This window comes from Neisseria sp. KEM232 (genome assembly GCF_002237445.1).
GTDB lineage: Bacteria > Pseudomonadota > Gammaproteobacteria > Burkholderiales > Neisseriaceae > Neisseria.
On record NZ_CP022527.1, the window covers coordinates 696,751 to 713,552 of the forward strand.

Here is a 16,802-nt window from a genome sequence, read left to right on the forward strand (position 1 = left end):
TCAGACGGCCTTTGGAGGGACGGCAGGTATTGCAGAACGCATGCGCCGCTTTGCGGCGGCGCCTCCTACGTTTGTTCTGCGTCTGCCCGATGCGTCAGAACTTCTTGCTCACGCCGATGCGGAAGGTGCGGCCGGGGGCCGGGTTGTTGGTGCAGGTGAGCGGGTCGAGATAGTATTGGTCGGTCAGGTTGGTGACGACAAACTCGACATTCAGGTCTTTGCGGAACTTATAGTTCACCCAGGCGTCCATGGTGGTGACTCTGCCCCAGTAGATCGGCACGTTGAACATATCGTTGCCCGAACGGTTTACCTGCGGCAGAAGATCGCCGTAGTTCTCGCGGTCGTGGTTGCGCAGTCCGGCATGGTGCAGGATGCGGCTGCCGACTTCCAGCCTGCGGTTGAGGAAACGCGCGCCCAGGGTGAGGTTGAGCGAGTATTTGGGCGGCGTCATATTGTGCAGGTAGCTGGCGGGCGGCCCGTCTTTCAGGCAGGTGGGGATGCGTCCTACGGGATCGAGGAAAATGGCGCTGCTCTCGTCGCACACTTCGTTTTTCAGGTTGTAGGTGGCGGAGAAGTCGGCAAAGAAGCGGCCGTTGTCGTAGCGGCTTTGCAACTCGATGCCGGCGGTTTTCTGCGCTTCGATATTGCGGAAGTTGAATTCCAGCGTGCGGTCGATCACGTCCTTGACGGTGGTGCGGTAGTAGGCCAGCTTGATGTCGGCCTGCTCGGCCTTGAATAGCGTACTCAAATCATGGGTGTAGCCGAACTCGACATTGGTGGCGCGCTCGGGGACGACCTTGTAAAAGGTGCGGCTCATCCCGGAAAAGCCGACGGTAGCCTCGAAGATGCTGGGAAAGCGGGTGGTGCGGGCATAGCGGGCATAGAGGCGGCTGTTTTCCGTCGGGCGCAGGGTAACGGCCAATACCGGCTGCCAGCTGCTGACGCCGCCTTTTTTCTCCACTTTCGGAAACGGATCGGCGATATCCTCCGTGCCGGGGGCGCCCACTTTGACATCGTGGCCGTTTTCCGCCGCCACCGTGCCGTTAATGGCCGGGCTGTCGTCCTTGTGCAGCTTATTGTCGTCACGGGCACGCCAAATATAGCTTTCTCCGTGGTTTTCCCTGGGATTGCCGCCCTGGATCTCGCCGCCTTGGTATATGCCGTCTTTGGATATGCCGCCGATCAGACCGCCATGGTTGAAATTGCCGTTACGCCGCCATTTGCTGTATGTCGGATGGCTGTCGATAAATTTTTCATAAGGCTCGGCGATGGCCTGATAGCGCGGCAGCAGTTTCTTCCTCAACTGCCGGATTCTGAGCCCCGACACCAGCGTTAACCTACTATATTCGTCGGAATCTTTTACCTCATCGGAGCATGCCTGAAACGCACTGCCGCTCTGGCCCGAGCACATGCTGTCTATCATGTCTCGCTTCTCTTGTGCATTCTGCTTCCATATCGAATCAATCCTCTCGGCTTCCTCGGCTTTAATCTTCCGCAGCTGTGGTTCGTACTGCTCCCATGCCCGCTTCAAATCTTCCGGCACGCGGATTTTCCAATTGATGTAACGGTACTCACGGCCTTTGGCTCTGTATGTATAGTCTTTCTCCGCCCGCCCGCGCGCCAGCCTGCTGTCGAAGGCGGAATAGCCGTTTTTACGCGCGCCGGCGCTGATGCTCAGCCAGTCGGCAGGCCGCCAGTCGAAGCGGAAAGAGGTGTCCCACTGCCTGTGCCAGCCTTCTCGCCCCTTGGCGCGGAAGACAGAAGGAGATGCTGTTTCCCTGGGATCGAGCCACCAATTGTCTTTGGATTTGAACGTTTCTCGCTGGTAGCTGCCCGACAGGGTTAAATCCAGCTTGTCGTGCAGCTTGAATTTGTTGCTGGTGTTGATGCCCCAACGCCTGTCGTCGGAATGGGTGAGCGAGGTGTTGTGCAGGATGTCGTTCCAGTATTTGAGTTCCGGTTTGTCGTCATAGACAGAATAAGGCTCGCGCGGAAGGCCGCCGCTGGTATGGGTGTTCAAATCGTTGCGCGTGGCCCACAGATTGGCATGAAAATCCACATAGCGGCCGGGCGGATTCCATTTGTAATCGAGATTGGCCGCCTGCGTGTGCACCCTGCTCGAAGGCCACTGCGCCACCGTGCCGACAGCGTATTTTTTCAGAAAGCGGGAATAGGCGCTGCCGTCGTTAAAGCGTCCTTCCTGCTCCACATCTTTCAATCTGTAGCGTCCCTCACCCAAGCGCGAAGGCATGATTTCGCCGTATTCGGCGCGGGTGTCGCGCCAGCCCAGCTGCAGGCGCTGATAGGGGATCGGCCGCCATGTGGCTTTGAGCAGCAGCGATTTCATATCGCTGGAAGTATTGGGCACTTCCGCGCCGGGATAATAAAGATGGGCGAGATAGCGGGTGTATCCGACCGCTTCGAGCGGCGTATTCGGATCGGTTTTATAGTATTTGCTGCCGTTTCTGCCCGCATAGTGGTTGCCCTTGTGCCGCCAGGCATAGGCTGCCAAAAAATCAAAATCGCCCCGGCGCGCGCCTAGGGCGATGCGGGCGGCCTGATCGCGCCCCAATGCGTAGCGCCCGCCCTTTTTGGCATGGCGCATCAGGTCGGAGTCGATAAAATAGTTGAAATCGATGTCTTCTTCCGTGTAGTGATCGGAGCGTGCTTTGATTCCCTGCTGCATGCTCGGCCAGCGCGGGCGTACGGCATTGGTGCTGGCTTCCACTTTCACGTCAACGCCGAAATTACGCCCCTCCTGCACGACATCGTCGATTTCCAGCGTGGTAACCGCCACACCGCCGCCCACCGAATTGGCTACATCGCGCGTCAGCGCCGGCCCTTTTTCCACCGTCATGCCGCCGATCAGCATCGGGGCGATATAGTTGCGGTTGTTGGCGCCGTTGTAGCCGCGCCAGACGGTAATCGCCTACTCGGTGCCGTCAATCGTCACGGGGACGCGGCCTTGCCCCTGAATACCGCGTATGTTCGGGTCTAACGCGCCGCTGTTGCGGGCGTCACCGCTCTGCACGCCGACCAGCCCTTTGAAAATATCGGCTGGCGCCGCGCCTTTGAAGCGTTCGATGTCTTCTTTGCCGGAATAGACGGTGAACATATCGTTGTCGTATACGCGGTCTTTACCCGCCTTGTCGCGCACACCGTGTTTTGCGCCTTGACGGTGACGGTTTCGAGATTGTCGGCTTCGCCAATCTGCTCGGGAACGGCCTCGGCCGCATGGGCGGCAGCGGCCAGCAGCGCCAGAAACACTGCCGCCGCTGCGGGTTTCAAACGGAATCTGTTCATTTCTTTCTCCATTGATTGTCGGAACGCGCGGACGGGCTGCCAAAGACGCCCGACTGCAATTTGTAATTTATTGTAAATTCCGAAAAGCAGTTTCGCAACAAATGTTGAGAATCTTTATTATCTGCTGGCTAGAACCTACAAAACCGATGCAAACGGCGTAGTGAAGTTTGGACAGGCACACGACAAAAAAGAGCCGAGCGACCATAAAGAAACGGGCGGACTGCTGAAAATGGCCAAAGCAGGCAACAGCGACGTCTACTTCGGCGAGTGGTCGCATACGGGCACGGCCAAAGACGGCAGCCACAATGTGTTTTATGTCGGCCAAGAGCGGGCAAGCAACCTGCCCGAATTGGGCACGGTCAAATACCATGTGCGCGGCATGAACAATTACAGCGGCGACAATATGCTGACAGGTGTCCTGAATGCCGATTTCGGCTTGGATATGATTTACGGCACCATCGCAAACAAAGGCCTCAGCGTCAAAATAACCGCCCTTATGAATCGGGATAACGCCTCTTTTGAAGGAAATGCAAACGCCAGGGGCAAACTGGCAGGAGAAAAAGTCGTTCAGGGCATTTCTGCCGGCCAATTCTTCGGCAACGGTGCTTCTGCTCTGGCCGGCATCGCCACCTTCGGCAGCCGCCGCGATTTGGATACCGCCTTCGGCGGCACGAAACAACCCTAAAACCGCAGCACTCTGAAACTGTCCGCCCTTTTCGGCTTCTTCCCGCAGAGGGCGGGCAGTTTCCGCAGAATCTCCGCCTGCTTTCAGACGGCCTCCCGACCCCAAAGGCCGTCTGAAACCCAGCCGTATCTCAGACACCGGGTCGGAAAGTCCTATGTACAAGCCTTATACCGCCCTACTGCTCCTGTTGTGCTGTCTGCCCGCAGCCGCAGCCGATGAAGACAACGATGCCCAACTGAGGCGCCTGCGTTTTGAAAACCGCGAAGCGCTGCGCCAGCAGGAGGAAAAGACGCTGGAGGAAGGCGGCGAAACCGCGTCCGCTCAAACGGCAGACAATACGGCGCAAAACCTGCCGCTGGGTATTTTGGGTGCGGTCAACCGCGGCGACGCGCGGGAAACCGCGCGCCTTCTGGCGCAATACCGTGCGCTGCCCGGTTACGACGCCGATCTGGCGGACTTCGCCGAGGCCAGCATCAGCCGTCTGAACGGGGATTACGCTCAGGCGCTGGCGGCTTACAAAGCGCTGCTCGAACGCCGCCCCGATTTCACGCGGGCGCGGCTGGACTACGCGCGCACGCTGTTCGACAACCGGCAAACCAAAGAAGCGCAGGCACAGTTTGCCCTCCTGCAGCGGGAGGAGCTGCCCGAAGCGGTGAACCGCAACGCCGACGCCTACCGCCGCGCCGCACAAATGCGCGGCAAATGGCACGGCTCGCTGGCCGTCGGCGCGGTTTACAACAGCAATATCGGCGAAACCACCGGCCGCCTTTACTGCTTCGACCCCTACGGTTTCACCTGCGCCAAAACGCCCCCACCCGAACGGGCGCACGGCTACACCTACGAAGCATCGGCGGAAAAACACCGCCCCCTCTCCGGCCATCACGGCCTGTTTGCCCGCGCCGCGCTCTACGGCACGCGTTATCAGGATTTTCCCGACAACAGCGAAGACACGCTGGCCGTATCGGCGGGCTACCGTTTTTCGTCGGCCCAAAACACCTGGTCGCTCGCCCCCGCGGCCGAATGGGCGCGCGCGGACAGCCGCCTGCTCTACCGCAGCGCGGGGTTGCGCGGCGAATGGCAGCACGATTTTTCCGACACCACGGCGTTCAATTGGGAAGCGGAACACCGCGAAATGCGCTACGCCGACGACTACCGCAGCAACAACGGCTGCCTCTCGGCCTTCCACGCCTCCCTGCTGCACGCCCCGTCGCACAACTGGCTGTTTTACGGCAGCGCCAATGTGCAAAAACGCAAAACGCAGCAGCGCGCCTCGTCTTATCTGCTGCACGGTTTCCAAGCGGGTGCGCAATAGACACCGCCCTGCTGCGCCTCCAGGCCTCGCTGCGTTTCCGCCGCCACGACGGTTTCAACGCCTGGATACAGGTGCGCCGCAGCGATCGGGAGCAGGCATATTCCGCCACCCTGAAAATCCCGCGCCTGAAAACGGCGGGCTTCTCACCCGTTTTCCATTTCAAGCACACGCGCGTGCACGACAATGCCGGCTGGCTGGCGGGCTACCGTAAAAACGAAGCGGGCATCCGCTTCGAGCGCTTTTTTTAGAAGTTGCGGGATAAAACGGCCGAATGCGGAGGCCGTCTGAAAGCAGATGCAAGAGCTTTCAGACGGCCTTTTGGATTTAAGACCGAGCCGAGGCCGTTCCTGCCTACGCGGGAACGGCCTGAAAATGTCAGGATACGAGTATCCGTTCAACAGACCTCGCATTATCCGCAAACGGTTTGCCTTATTAGAAAGAGGCCGTCTGAAAGCCTTTAAAGTTGCTTTCAGACGGCCTCTTTCAGATTCAGACGGCCGTAGCCTTTATGACACAATCCGTGGGGTGTTCAGTTTTTCTTGGTGTGCGCCCAGTCGGCAGCTTCGCGCTGCCATTCGACTTCGCCGCCGCTGAGCAGTATCTGCATCATGCCGGCGGTTTCCGCGTCAAGCTTTCTCGATTTTTCCAGCAAGGGTTCGTTGGCGAACGGCGGGACTTCGGGGTCGTACAGTTCGGACAGGGTGAACAGGTGGTAGCGGTCGCGGGCGGCGTAGAAGTCGCTCAGTTCTTTTGCCCGCTCCTGCGATACGCCGAGGCTTTCGAGGGCGATGCGGCCGCTGCGGATGGCGGCGTCGAAGGTTTCGCGCACGATGAAGTCGGCGCCGGCGTGGTGCAGGTTGTAGGCATGCTGGCGGCCGTGGGCGCGGGCGATGATGGTGAGGTCGGGGTAGTGGCGGCGGACAAATTCGACGACTTCGGTCGATTGCTGGTCGTCGCCGATGGCAATAATGAGCAGCTTGGCCTTGCCCAGTCCGATGGAGTTGAGCAGCTCGGGGCTGGTGGCATCACCGTAGTAGGTTTTGCTGCCGTATTTGGTGAGGCCTTCAACGGTTTCGGCGTGATGGTCGATCACGGTGGTGTGGAAGCCGCAGCTGGTGAGCATGCTGTTGATCTGTTGGCCGAAGCGGCCGTGTCCGAGCAGGATGATGGGGTTTTCTTCGTGCACTTCGTCGTTCGGACGGCTTTCGTTTTCCGCCGCTATCGCGCGCGGGGCGATGACTTTGTCGTAGAAGATAAAGAGCAGCGGGGTGAGCAGCATGGATAGGGCAACCACCAGAGAGATGCGGTCGGCCAGAGCCTGCGGCAGCACTCTGCTTTGTTGAGAGATGGAGAGCAGCACGAAGCCGAATTCTCCCGCCTGCGCGAGGCTGATGGCGAACAGTTTGCCTGCGGCGGCAGGCAGGCGGAAGAGTTTGCCCAAGATAAACAGCACCGCGGCTTTAAGCAGCATGGTGCCTGCGGTCAGGCCGAGTACCAGTAAAAATTCGCGCCCCAGCAGGCCGAAGTTCATGCCTGCGCCGACGGTGATGAAAAACAGACCGAGCAGCAGCCCTTTGAAGGGTTCGAGATGGCTTTCCATTTCGTGGCGGTAGGAGCTGTTGGCGAGGGCGACGCCGGCGATGAATGCGCCCAAGGCGGGCGAGAGGCCGATCAGGGACATCAGGGTGGCGATGCCGACGACGACGGCCAGGGTGAACAGGGTGAACATTTCCCGCAGGCGGGTTTTGCTGATGAAGCGGAAGGTAGCAGGCACGAGGTAGCGCATGCCGATAACGATGACGGCGATGGCGGCCACGCTGACCAGCGCCGTTACCCAGCCGGGTTGTCCGGCCATGATGTTGGCCTGTTCGTGTCCGTCGCCGCCCTTGACGACTGCAACACCCAGCAGGGGCAGCAGCGCCAGCATGGGAATGGCCGCTACGTCTTGGAATAAAAGGACGGCAAAACCGGCCTGCCCGCCCGCTGTCGGCAGCAGTTTTTTTTCGTTGAAGGTTTGCAGGACGATGGCGGTGGACGACAAAGCCAGTATACAGCCGATGGCGATGCCTACCTGCCAGGTCTGCCCGAGCGCAACCGCGATGGCGGCCACTGCGGCCAGCGTCAGCCCGACTTGCAGGCCGCCCAATCCCAAAAGCTTGTGCCGCAGCCGCCAAAGCATCTGCGGCGCGAGTTCCAAACCGACGAGAAACAGCATCATGACAACGCCGAACTCGGCAACGTGCTGGATGGATTCGGCTTCTTTGCCGACGAAGCCCAATACCGGGCCGATGAGGATGCCGGCCATCAGATACCCCAATACCGATCCCAGCCCTAGTTTTTGCGAAATCAATACCGCGCCGACGGCAAACGCCATATAGATGAAGGTGTACAACAATATTTCAGTCATGGTCTGTTTTGTCTTCCGATAAAGAGGTTTTCAGACGGCCTCCGTCGGAGGAGGCCGTCTGAAAAATCAAAGTTCGATGCCTTTGAGTTTGGCAACGGTGTTGATGTCTTTGTCGCCGCGACCAGAGAGGTTCACCAGTATCACTTGGTCTTTACCCATTTTCGGCGCGTTGGCCACCGCCCAAGCCAGCGCGTGGCTGGATTCGAGCGCGGGAATGATGCCCTCAAAACGGCAGAGCAAATCGAAGGCCTCCAGCGCGGCATCGTCGTTGGCGGCGGTGTATTCGACGCGGCCGATGTCGGCGAGGTGGCTGTGTTCGGGGCCGATGCCGGGGTAGTCCAAACCGGCGGATACCGAGTGCGTACCGAGTACCTGGCCGTGTTCGTCCTGCATCAGATAGCTGCGGAAACCGTGCAACACGCCGATGGGGGCTTTGCTGGTAATCGGCGCGGCGTGGTCTTTCGTTTCCACGCCCAAACCGCCTGCTTCCACGCCTACAAGGCGCACGCCCTCTTCGCCGATATACGGGTAAAACAGGCCGATAGCGTTGGAGCCGCCGCCCACGCAGGCCACGGCCACATCAGGCTGGCGGCCGACGGCTTCGAGCATCTGCTCTTTGGCCTCGTTGCCGATTACGCATTGGAAATCGCGCACCATTTCGGGATACGGCGCAGGGCCGGCGGCCGTACCGATGATGTAAAACGTATCGTCCACGCGGGCGACCCATTCGCGCATCGCTTCGTTCATCGCGTCTTTAAGCGTGCGGCTGCCGCTTTCCACGCCGATGACGTTCGCACCCAAAAGCTTCATGCGGAACACGTTGGGCATTTGGCGTTGGATGTCGTCTGCGCCCATGTATACGTCGCAAGTCATGCCGAAACGCGCGGCCACGGTGGCCGATGCCACGCCGTGCTGGCCCGCGCCGGTTTCGGCAATCACGCGCTTTTTGCCCATGCGCTTGGCCAGCAGCGCCTGGCCGATGGTGTTGTTCACTTTGTGCGCGCCGGTGTGGTTCAAATCTTCGCGTTTCAACCAAATCTGCGCGCCGCCCAAATGCGCCGACAGGCGTTCGGCATGGTAAACGGGGCTGGGGCGGCCAACGTAGTGTTTCAAGTCGCGGCGGAATTCTTCCCAAAACGCGGGGTCGTTTTTCGCTTCTTCATAAGCTTCGGCCAGCTCTTTCAGGGCGGGAATCAGGGTTTCGGCCACATACAGCCCGCCGTGTTTGCCGAAAAAGCCCTGCTCGTCGGGCGCTTGGTAGTTTTTCATAATTTCCTCTATACACACATCAAATTCAAATCGTATTGAATTTTACAAAACTGATTTTAAAACAGGCAAATTAATGGTCTAAGGCTGAATAAACCAACCTTAGACCATTTTTAAACCAAGCTATCAGTAACGCAGCGTACTGCCGAGATTATCGACAATGCGCGGAGTGATAAAGATCAGCAGCTCTTTTTTGCTGTTGTTGCGGGAGCGGTGTTTGAACAGGTTACCCAACACAGGCACATCACCCAACAACGGAACTTTGCTGACACCTTCAGAGTTTTCTTCTTCATAAATGCCACCCAAAATCAGAGTGCCGCCGTCTTCCACCATGGCTCTGGTATCCAAGCGCTTGGTATCGATACAGGGCTCGGAAGCACCACAGTTACGGTTAACAGAGTCTTTGTTTACCTTAATGTCCATAATAATCTGACCGTCAGGTGTAATCTGCGGAGTAACCGTCATTCCCAAAACTGCTTTTTTGAAGGAGGTTGAAGTTGCGCCACTGGAAGAAGCTTCCTGATAAGGAACTTCCGTACCGGACTCAATAACGGCCTCTTTGCGGTCTTGGGTTAACACCCGCGGCGAAGAAATAATTTTAGCCTTTTGTTGGGCTTGCTGTGCGGACAGCTCTAATGCCAACGCGCCTGAAGAAAGGGCATGCACCAAAGCCAGGCTGGATGTCGCAGCACTTGTCGGTAAATTCACATTCGGATCCAGCGTCCAAGTTCTATTGGTATTGTTCTGAAGCGCGTTACCGTAAGTATTGTTATTAGCTTGTGCATTTGCCCAGTTGCTGCCCCAGCTGTTTTTTCCGTTAGAGCCGGCATAACCGAATTTCACACCCAGTTCACGGGAAAAACCGTCGGAAGCCTCAACAATCCTAGCTTCTACCATTACTTGACGTGCAGGCACGTCCAATTCTGCAATCAATTTCTCAAATTTTTGCAAAACAGAAGAATTATCCGTGATAATCAAAGTATTGGTAGCAGGATCAATTAACGCGCTACCTCTATTGCTCAAAATAGTCTTACTATTGTCGGAAGAACTGCTACTGTCATCCAATTTCAAAATCTTGCGGAACTCTTCCACATTTTTGTATTTCAATTGGAATGTACGAGAATACAGCGGACCCAATTCATCAATTTCGCGCTGCTGAGTCAGTATTTCCTTATCTCTAGCCAACAGCTCAGATCTTGGTGCAACATTGATGATATTGCCCGAACGACGCATATCCAAACCGCGAGCCTGCATCACCAAATCAAGAGCTTGATCCCAAGGCACATCTTTCAAAGTAAGAGTCATCTTACCGGTGACACTATCGCTGGCAACGATATTCATGCCTGACTCTTTCGCCAAAATCTGCAAGATGGTACGCACATCTACATCTTGGAAATCGAAGGAAACCCGATTGCCTCTAAAAGATTTCGACTTATTGGATTGCAAACCGTTTACTTCAACAGAAGTTTTAGGAGAAATTTCTACTGAAATTCGTCCTCCGGCCGCCTTGTGGTTATACGACCAATTTCCTTGGTTTTTAATGACAACCTGCGTGTCATTACCAATTCTTTTCATGACCACATTACGGACGGGCGTACCAAAATCGCTTACATCCAAATTGCGTTGGGCTTGAGTCGGCAAAGGATGGTTTTTTAAAGTAATTGTAATGCTGCTGCTGTTTTGCTTAATGTCAGGCTGCCCCTGAAAACCGGGAACAGAAATATCGACAATACCTTCGGATTTACCGGATTTTCTAAAATCAACAGTCGAAGCGGAGTTTGCAACCTGTTGCTGGCCGGCTTTGACATTTGCTTGAACACCTACAGATTCGTTAATCCGAATCCAAACTTCATTACCTTTCACTTCAGTTGTATAACGTCCGTTTTTGTTCAAACCGACAACAACTTTAGCCTGTCCGTCCGCCTGCTGAGCAGCCATCACCCGATTTAATAGGGAATCTTCATATTCCAAAACAGGTTGAGACAAGCCAACACCTGTAGTAGGAAAATTAAGAACAAACTGTGTAGGCGAAACACTTGGGGACGCAACGGGTAAAACCGCATCCTTATCAAATTTAATTTTAATAATTTTTTGATTATTCGGCATAGAGGAAACATTGATGTTGGTTATGTTTCCCGCATACACCGAATGACCGATAAATGACAATCCCAATATTGCAAATATACTGTTGATGGTTTTAACTTTATTCATTACCAATACCCCTTAAAATTTAATTTCCTGTTTTTTCAGAACTACTTAAAACTAACTCTGCAGGACGGAAGGTCCAACTGCCGTTTGCGTCTTCAACCAATTCGGTAATCAGGATTGCATCATCCTGAATCTTGGTTACCTTACCATAATTCTGGCCAATATAATTACCTTGAACAACTGTATAAACATGCCCTTCAACCTCTACAAAAGCAGAAGTAGTTCCGGCTTTCTTAAAAGAGCCTACATATTTAATACTGTCCAGATTAAACGCCTCCAATACTTCCTTAGGCCGGTTTAAATCCGGAGCATTTACACCCTTTTGATTGGTATTCAATCGTTTGCTATTAAACGCGTCCAAAACAGGCTGAATAGCGGGAGTATAAGTTAATGCGGGAACACCTGTCGGAATTTCCACCGGCTTCACATTTTTTTGTGCTTCCTTTTTAGTAGTGTCAACCCAAACACGAAGATCCTCGGGTTCATCATCACATGCAGATAAACACAAAAGAGCGGATAGCAAAATTATTTTCTTCATTATCTATAATCCCATTTAGTTACCTGCCGAAGCATCAGAAGCTGCCTGAGCCTGTTCTGCTGCCAGTTCTGCCGCAGGACGTGCCTTATAAGTATTTGCAATGGCATTAAGAGTAATTTGTCCCGTTTTGTCGTCTTTCGTCATATTCAGCTGACTCAGTGTAATAATTCGGGACAACCCGCCAACATCTCTAGCAAATTTCGAAATTTGATCATATTGGCCGCTTATTAAAAGTTTATAGGGTAATCTTTGAATAGCACCATCATTTACAGGATCAAGTGGAGAAAGCGCACCAAGCTGCAAATTATTTGTTGAAGCCGCCTGATTCAATTCTTGAATCAAATTAGGTATTTCTTTATCCGTGGGCAATTGTTGCAATAACTGGTTAAAAGACGTGTGCAACGCAGCCAATTCCGATTTTAAATTCTCTAAATTTGCCGCTTTTACACTTTTTTCCTGATACGATTGTTTCAACTCCTCTTCTTTTGCTTTAGCCGAATCTAGTTCAGCCAACTGGTCTTGGAAAACTACAAAATATCCAATCACGAGTATCACCGCAACCAAAGCAGCAGCGATGCAAATCTTGAATACAAAATTCAACTCATGTAAATTTTGCAAATCGATTTTTTGGTTGTTCTTAGCCATTTACTTCTCCGTAGCACTTGCACTATTTTGACTTACATCTGAAGCAGAAGATGCTGCCTGTTCATTTTCAGATTGCTTTGCCGAATCACCTAATGGCGCAGCAGACGGATTCAAAACTGTTTTAACAACAAATTTCTGACCATTATCCGTCTTCTCAATTCCAAGAAGTTCGGGTTGATTGAATATCCCTGTTGTCGGCAATGCCCTCATAAACATAGCAATACGGTTATCACTGGATGCTTTACCAGTAATGTCATAAGAATCACCGTCTTGAGAAGCTATAGAAAGAACATAGGCTCCCTCTGGAAGTAGTTGATTCAACGTATCTATAATGCGAGCACCCTCAAATCTTTTATTCTGGAGCTCTTCAACCTTCTGCTTCTTAGCTAAGAAATCTGCTTTCTCAGCCTCAAGACTTGCTATTTCTTTAATAGCTTCATCAGTTTTTTGTATTTCCTGCTCCAAGAATGTGTTTCTAGCTTCTTGCGAAGAAATAGCCTGATTTAGACCTACAAAAGCCAATCCTGCCAAACCAATCCCGATTAAGCCGGCAGTCATCATCATGACTTTAAACTTCTGCTTTTCCTTTTGGCTTAATTCTTCCCTATAGGGAAGCAAATTAATTTTAATTAAATCTGCCATAATTACAATCCCCTTAATGCCAAACCAAATGCTATTGCCAATTCCGAACCAACTTGCTGCATTTCAGAAGCATCCGCCCTCATCCCAATTGAAACAGAAGTTGTCAGATCGACACATTCAGCCGATGTATTTGTTTGAGAAAAAATTGTTTCTGCCAAATTAGCCTGCGTAGAAGCTGATCCGGTAAGGAATATATTCCTTACGTTGGCAAACTGCTCACCCGACTGAGTGGTGTAGTAAAACTGCAAAACACGTTGGACTTCCTGAGCAATTTGAGCATTGAAACGATCAGCCACCTGAATCTGATAATCAGCAGGCTTATTTTCACTCTTACGCATAACTTTAGCCTGCTCATCGCTCACCTGATAAGTCCGCTGGATTAACTGACAAAGCTGCTCACCGCCCAAAGAGGATTCTTGCCGATACAGGATTTGACCGTTTTGCAACACCAAGGAAGACATTTCATTTTCTGAAATATGAACAACCATGACCTTATCAGACAAAAACTCAGGATTTTGCTTATCCATCCAATAATTAAAAGCATTAGCCTGAGCAAGCACATCAATATCTAACGATTGCAAACTCAAACCGGCACTATCAAACACCTCAAGCCTGGGCTCCAAATCTTCTTTTCGCGCCGCAACCACCAATACTTTCTTGCCTACAGCACCCGAGCCCTCATGAACAACCCGATAATCATAATTGACCTCGTCCAAGGGCATCTGCTGGGAAACTTCAAACTCAACAAAATCCGCCAAATCCATATCGGCATCTTTTTCGTTATAAGTAACGGTCTCTATATTAGCCAGCGACTGAGGAATAGCTCCGATGATATTACGGCTGTTACCTCCCAGCTGCGTATATGCATGTTGCAAGTACGCTACAAGTTGGTCGTAATCCTGAACGATTGCACCCTTGATGATATTCTTCGGCAGCCGGACGATAGAGTAATTATCCAACTGAACCTGATTCAAATTACGCCCGGACAACTGAACGATTTTTACAGCATCCTGGGCAATATCAATCCCCACCGACGCACGCGAGGAAAAGCTGGAAGAAGCTTTACCTTTTGTATTTTTTTGATTTTTTGTTAAACGCATAACTCATTTCCCTGCCAAATAATATTGGTTACAATATCGGCTTCCGTAAGCGGTTGATAAGAAGGAGCGGCAACAAAATTACCGTCCTGTTTAAACGTTAAGACCATTTTACTTTATTTAATACCCTTTGGGGTAAATATTACTTAGTCATGATTAAAAAAATTTTCACTACCCTAATCGGCCTGTTCATCGGGCTGGCTCTGTTTGCAGTCGGACTGTTGGCCATCGCCGTTCTGACAACCTATCCAAAACTTCCCTCATTAGATGCCGTGCAAAACTACCAACCGAGAATGCCTTTGATGATTTACTCTTCAGACGGCAAACTTATCGGTTCCTATGGTGAGGAACGGCGCGCCTTTACCGAAATCAAAGACTTCCCCCAGGTATTGAAAAACGCGGTTATTGCAGCGGAAGACAAACGCTTCTACGACCACTGGGGCGTAGATGTCATCGGTGTCGGACGCGCCATCATCGGCAACCTCACTTCAGGCGGCGTACAGTCCGGCGCCAGCACGATTACCCAGCAGGTAGCGCGCAATTTCTACCTCACCAACGAAAGAACGCTGACACGGAAATTCAACGAAGCCCTGCTGGCCTACAAAATCGAACAATCCTTAACCAAAGACCAGATTTTGGAGCTGTACTTCAACCAAATCTATCTCGGGCAGCGTGCCTACGGTTTTGCAGCCGCTTCGCAAGTCTATTTCAACAAACCAGTTCAGGAGCTGACTTTGGCGGAAGCCTCCATGCTGGCCGGCCTGCCCAAATTCCCTTCGGCTGCCAATCCTTTGGTCAACCCCAAACGTGCCAAACAGCGTCAGGAATATATTCTGAACAACATGGTCGAACTGGGCATGATTACACCCGAGCAAAAAAACGCCGCATTCAACGAAGAGCTCCATTACGAACACCATGTGCAAGACATCGACCAGACCTCCTTATATGTTGCAGAAATGGCGCGTCAGGAACTGTATGAAAAATACGGTGAAGACGCCTACACGCAAGGCTTCAAGGTCTACACCACCGTCGATACCGACAGCCAGCGCGTCGCCACCAACGCCCTGCGCAAAACCCTGCGAGGATTCGACCGCGGCAGCGCCTACCGCGGTGCGGAAGGCTATTTGGAATTAAGCAAAGACACCGACGAAGACACCGAAGAAATCGTCGGCAAATACCTGTCCACCATGCATGCGGTAGACGGATTGGAACCTGCCGTCGTCATCACCGCATCAAAAAGCAAAGGCATCACCGCCCAAATCACCACCGGCGAACGCATCCAGCTGACACCCGCGCAAATGGGCGGAGCGCGTAATGCCGTTCTCAACGCCAAACTTGAAGAAGCGCAAATCCGCCCGGGAGCGGTCATCCGCGTACAAAAAGTCAAAGGCAGCGGCTGGCGCATCGCCCAAGAACCGGCGCTGCAAGGCGCACTCGTCGCACTAGACGCCCGCACCGGTGCCGTGCGCGCACTGGTCGGCGGCTACAACTTCCACAGCAAAAACTTCAACCGCGCCACCCAGGCCATGCGCCAACCCGGCTCATCATTCAAACCCTTCATCTATTCCGCAGGGCTGGCCAAAGGCATGACCGCCGCCACCCTGATTAACGACGAACCCATCTCCATCCCCGGCGCGGGACGCGGCGGACGCCCGTGGACACCGAAAAATTCAGACGGCCGTTACGACGGCCCCATCACCCTGCGCCACGCGCTGACCCGCTCGAAAAACATGGTCTCCATCCGCATCCTGATGGCTACCGGCGTCAACTACACCCAGCAGTACATCCAAAAATTCGGCTTCAAACCCAAAAACCACCCGGCCAACCTCTCCATGGCACTGGGCGCAGGATCGAGCACACCTCTGCAAATGGCCGAAGGCTACGCCGTATTTGCCAACGGCGGCTACAAAGTGTCCGCCTACGTCATCGACAAAATCTACGACTCGCAAGACCATCTGAAAGCGCAGATGCAGCCCCTCGTCGCCGGAGAAAACGCACCGCAGGTCATCGACCCGCGCAACGCCTACATCATGTACAAAATGATGCAGGACGTCGTCAAATACGGCACGGCACGCGGCGCGCTCGCCCTCGGCCGCTCCGACATCGCCGGCAAAACCGGCACCACCAACGACAACAAAGACGCCTGGTTCGTCGGCTTCAACCCCGACATCGTCACCGCCGTCTACATCGGTTTCGACAAACCGCGCAGCATGGGACGCGCGGGCTACGGCGGCACCATCGCCCTGCCCGTGTGGGTCGAATACATGCGCCACGCCCTCAAAGGCAAACCAAGCACAGGCATGAAAGTGCCGGGCGGCATGGTGTTGCGTGGCGGCGAATACTTCTATAAAGAGCGCCAAACCACCGACCCCTTGCTGCGCATCGACAACAGCAGCAGCCGATCCGATTCGGACGGCACCATCGGCAAACCCGCCGATCCCGACACCGACAGCGGCGCGGCAACCGAACGCGAACTCAGGCCGACCAACGTCAACCAAGACGAACAGGAAATCAAACCGAGCAACCGCAGACCCGTCAACAACACCGACTTGGACGACCTCTTCTAAACGGCCGCCAATCCAACGGCAAAACGGCAGTCCCGCAGGACTGCCGTTTCCTATTTTCAGACGGCCGCAACCCGCAGGCCGTCTGAAACCGCAAAGGCCGCCTGAAACGCCACCCCGAAACCGCCTGATAAA

13 protein-coding genes are annotated in these 16,802 nt (G+C 53.6%); 4 read left to right on the forward strand and 9 right to left on the reverse strand.

The annotated features are described in order from the left end of the window. Nucleotides 1-94: 94 nt before the first annotated feature. Together CGZ77_RS03485 and CGZ77_RS03490 are read right to left on the reverse strand one after the other, a co-directional pair. A complete protein-coding gene (locus CGZ77_RS03485) occupies nt 95-2,872 on the reverse strand; it encodes a TonB-dependent receptor domain-containing protein (RefSeq protein WP_009424997.1) in 2,778 nt (925 codons plus the stop codon). Between the two features lie 57 nt (nt 2,873-2,929). Next, nucleotides 2,930-3,157, reverse strand: a complete 228-nt coding sequence (locus CGZ77_RS03490) for a Plug domain-containing protein (RefSeq protein ID WP_009424996.1) — start codon at nt 3,155-3,157, stop codon at nt 2,930-2,932. Nucleotides 3,158-3,463: 306 nt separating this feature from the next. On the opposite strand from CGZ77_RS03490, the gene CGZ77_RS03495 reads away from it, so the two are divergent. The 3 genes from CGZ77_RS03495 (at nt 3,464) to CGZ77_RS12620 (ending at nt 5,548) form a co-directional block, all read left to right on the forward strand. Next, entirely contained in the window at nt 3,464-3,988 is a 525-nt protein-coding gene (locus CGZ77_RS03495) for a Slam-dependent surface lipoprotein (RefSeq protein ID WP_009424995.1), read from the forward strand. A gap of 154 nt (nt 3,989-4,142) precedes the next feature. Continuing rightward, entirely contained in the window at nt 4,143-5,300 is a 1,158-nt protein-coding gene (locus CGZ77_RS03500) for a surface lipoprotein assembly modifier (protein WP_009424994.1), read from the forward strand. A gap of 71 nt (nt 5,301-5,371) precedes the next feature. After that, on the forward strand, nt 5,372-5,548 hold the full coding sequence (locus tag CGZ77_RS12620; protein WP_198142874.1) for a surface lipoprotein assembly modifier: 177 nt from the start codon (nt 5,372-5,374) through the stop codon (nt 5,546-5,548). Between the two features lie 281 nt (nt 5,549-5,829). Here the strand turns inward: CGZ77_RS12620 and CGZ77_RS03505 are convergent, their stop codons facing one another. The 7 genes from CGZ77_RS03505 to pilM form a co-directional block, all read right to left on the reverse strand. Further along, the gene (locus CGZ77_RS03505; RefSeq protein ID WP_009424992.1) at nt 5,830-7,707 is read right to left on the reverse strand and encodes a monovalent cation:proton antiporter-2 (CPA2) family protein; all 1,878 of its coding nucleotides are present in this window, start codon (nt 7,705-7,707) and stop codon (nt 5,830-5,832) included. Nucleotides 7,708-7,773: 66 nt separating this feature from the next. Then, entirely contained in the window at nt 7,774-8,976 is a 1,203-nt protein-coding gene (gene trpB, locus CGZ77_RS03510) for a tryptophan synthase subunit beta (protein ID WP_009424991.1), read from the reverse strand. A gap of 123 nt (nt 8,977-9,099) precedes the next feature. Then, on the reverse strand, nt 9,100-11,184 hold the full coding sequence (locus tag CGZ77_RS03515) for a type IV pilus secretin PilQ (RefSeq protein WP_009424990.1): 2,085 nt from the start codon (nt 11,182-11,184) through the stop codon (nt 9,100-9,102). A gap of 19 nt (nt 11,185-11,203) precedes the next feature. Next, the gene (locus CGZ77_RS03520; RefSeq protein WP_009424989.1) at nt 11,204-11,719 is read right to left on the reverse strand and encodes a pilus assembly protein PilP; all 516 of its coding nucleotides are present in this window, start codon (nt 11,717-11,719) and stop codon (nt 11,204-11,206) included. A 15-nt stretch (nt 11,720-11,734) separates the two neighbouring features. Continuing rightward, nucleotides 11,735-12,364 (reverse strand): type 4a pilus biogenesis protein PilO, encoded by a 630-nt coding sequence (locus tag CGZ77_RS03525; RefSeq protein ID WP_009424988.1) that lies wholly within the window; start codon nt 12,362-12,364, stop codon nt 11,735-11,737. After that, on the reverse strand, nt 12,365-13,006 hold the full coding sequence (locus CGZ77_RS03530) for a PilN domain-containing protein (RefSeq protein ID WP_009424987.1): 642 nt from the start codon (nt 13,004-13,006) through the stop codon (nt 12,365-12,367). Nucleotides 13,007-13,008: 2 nt separating this feature from the next. Continuing rightward, the gene (pilM, locus tag CGZ77_RS03535; protein ID WP_094030945.1) at nt 13,009-14,106 is read right to left on the reverse strand and encodes a type IV pilus assembly protein PilM; all 1,098 of its coding nucleotides are present in this window, start codon (nt 14,104-14,106) and stop codon (nt 13,009-13,011) included. Nucleotides 14,107-14,255: 149 nt separating this feature from the next. On the opposite strand from pilM, the gene CGZ77_RS03540 reads away from it, so the two are divergent. Continuing rightward, nucleotides 14,256-16,670 (forward strand): penicillin-binding protein 1A, encoded by a 2,415-nt coding sequence (locus CGZ77_RS03540; RefSeq protein ID WP_009425145.1) that lies wholly within the window; start codon nt 14,256-14,258, stop codon nt 16,668-16,670. Nucleotides 16,671-16,802: the final 132 nt, after the last annotated feature.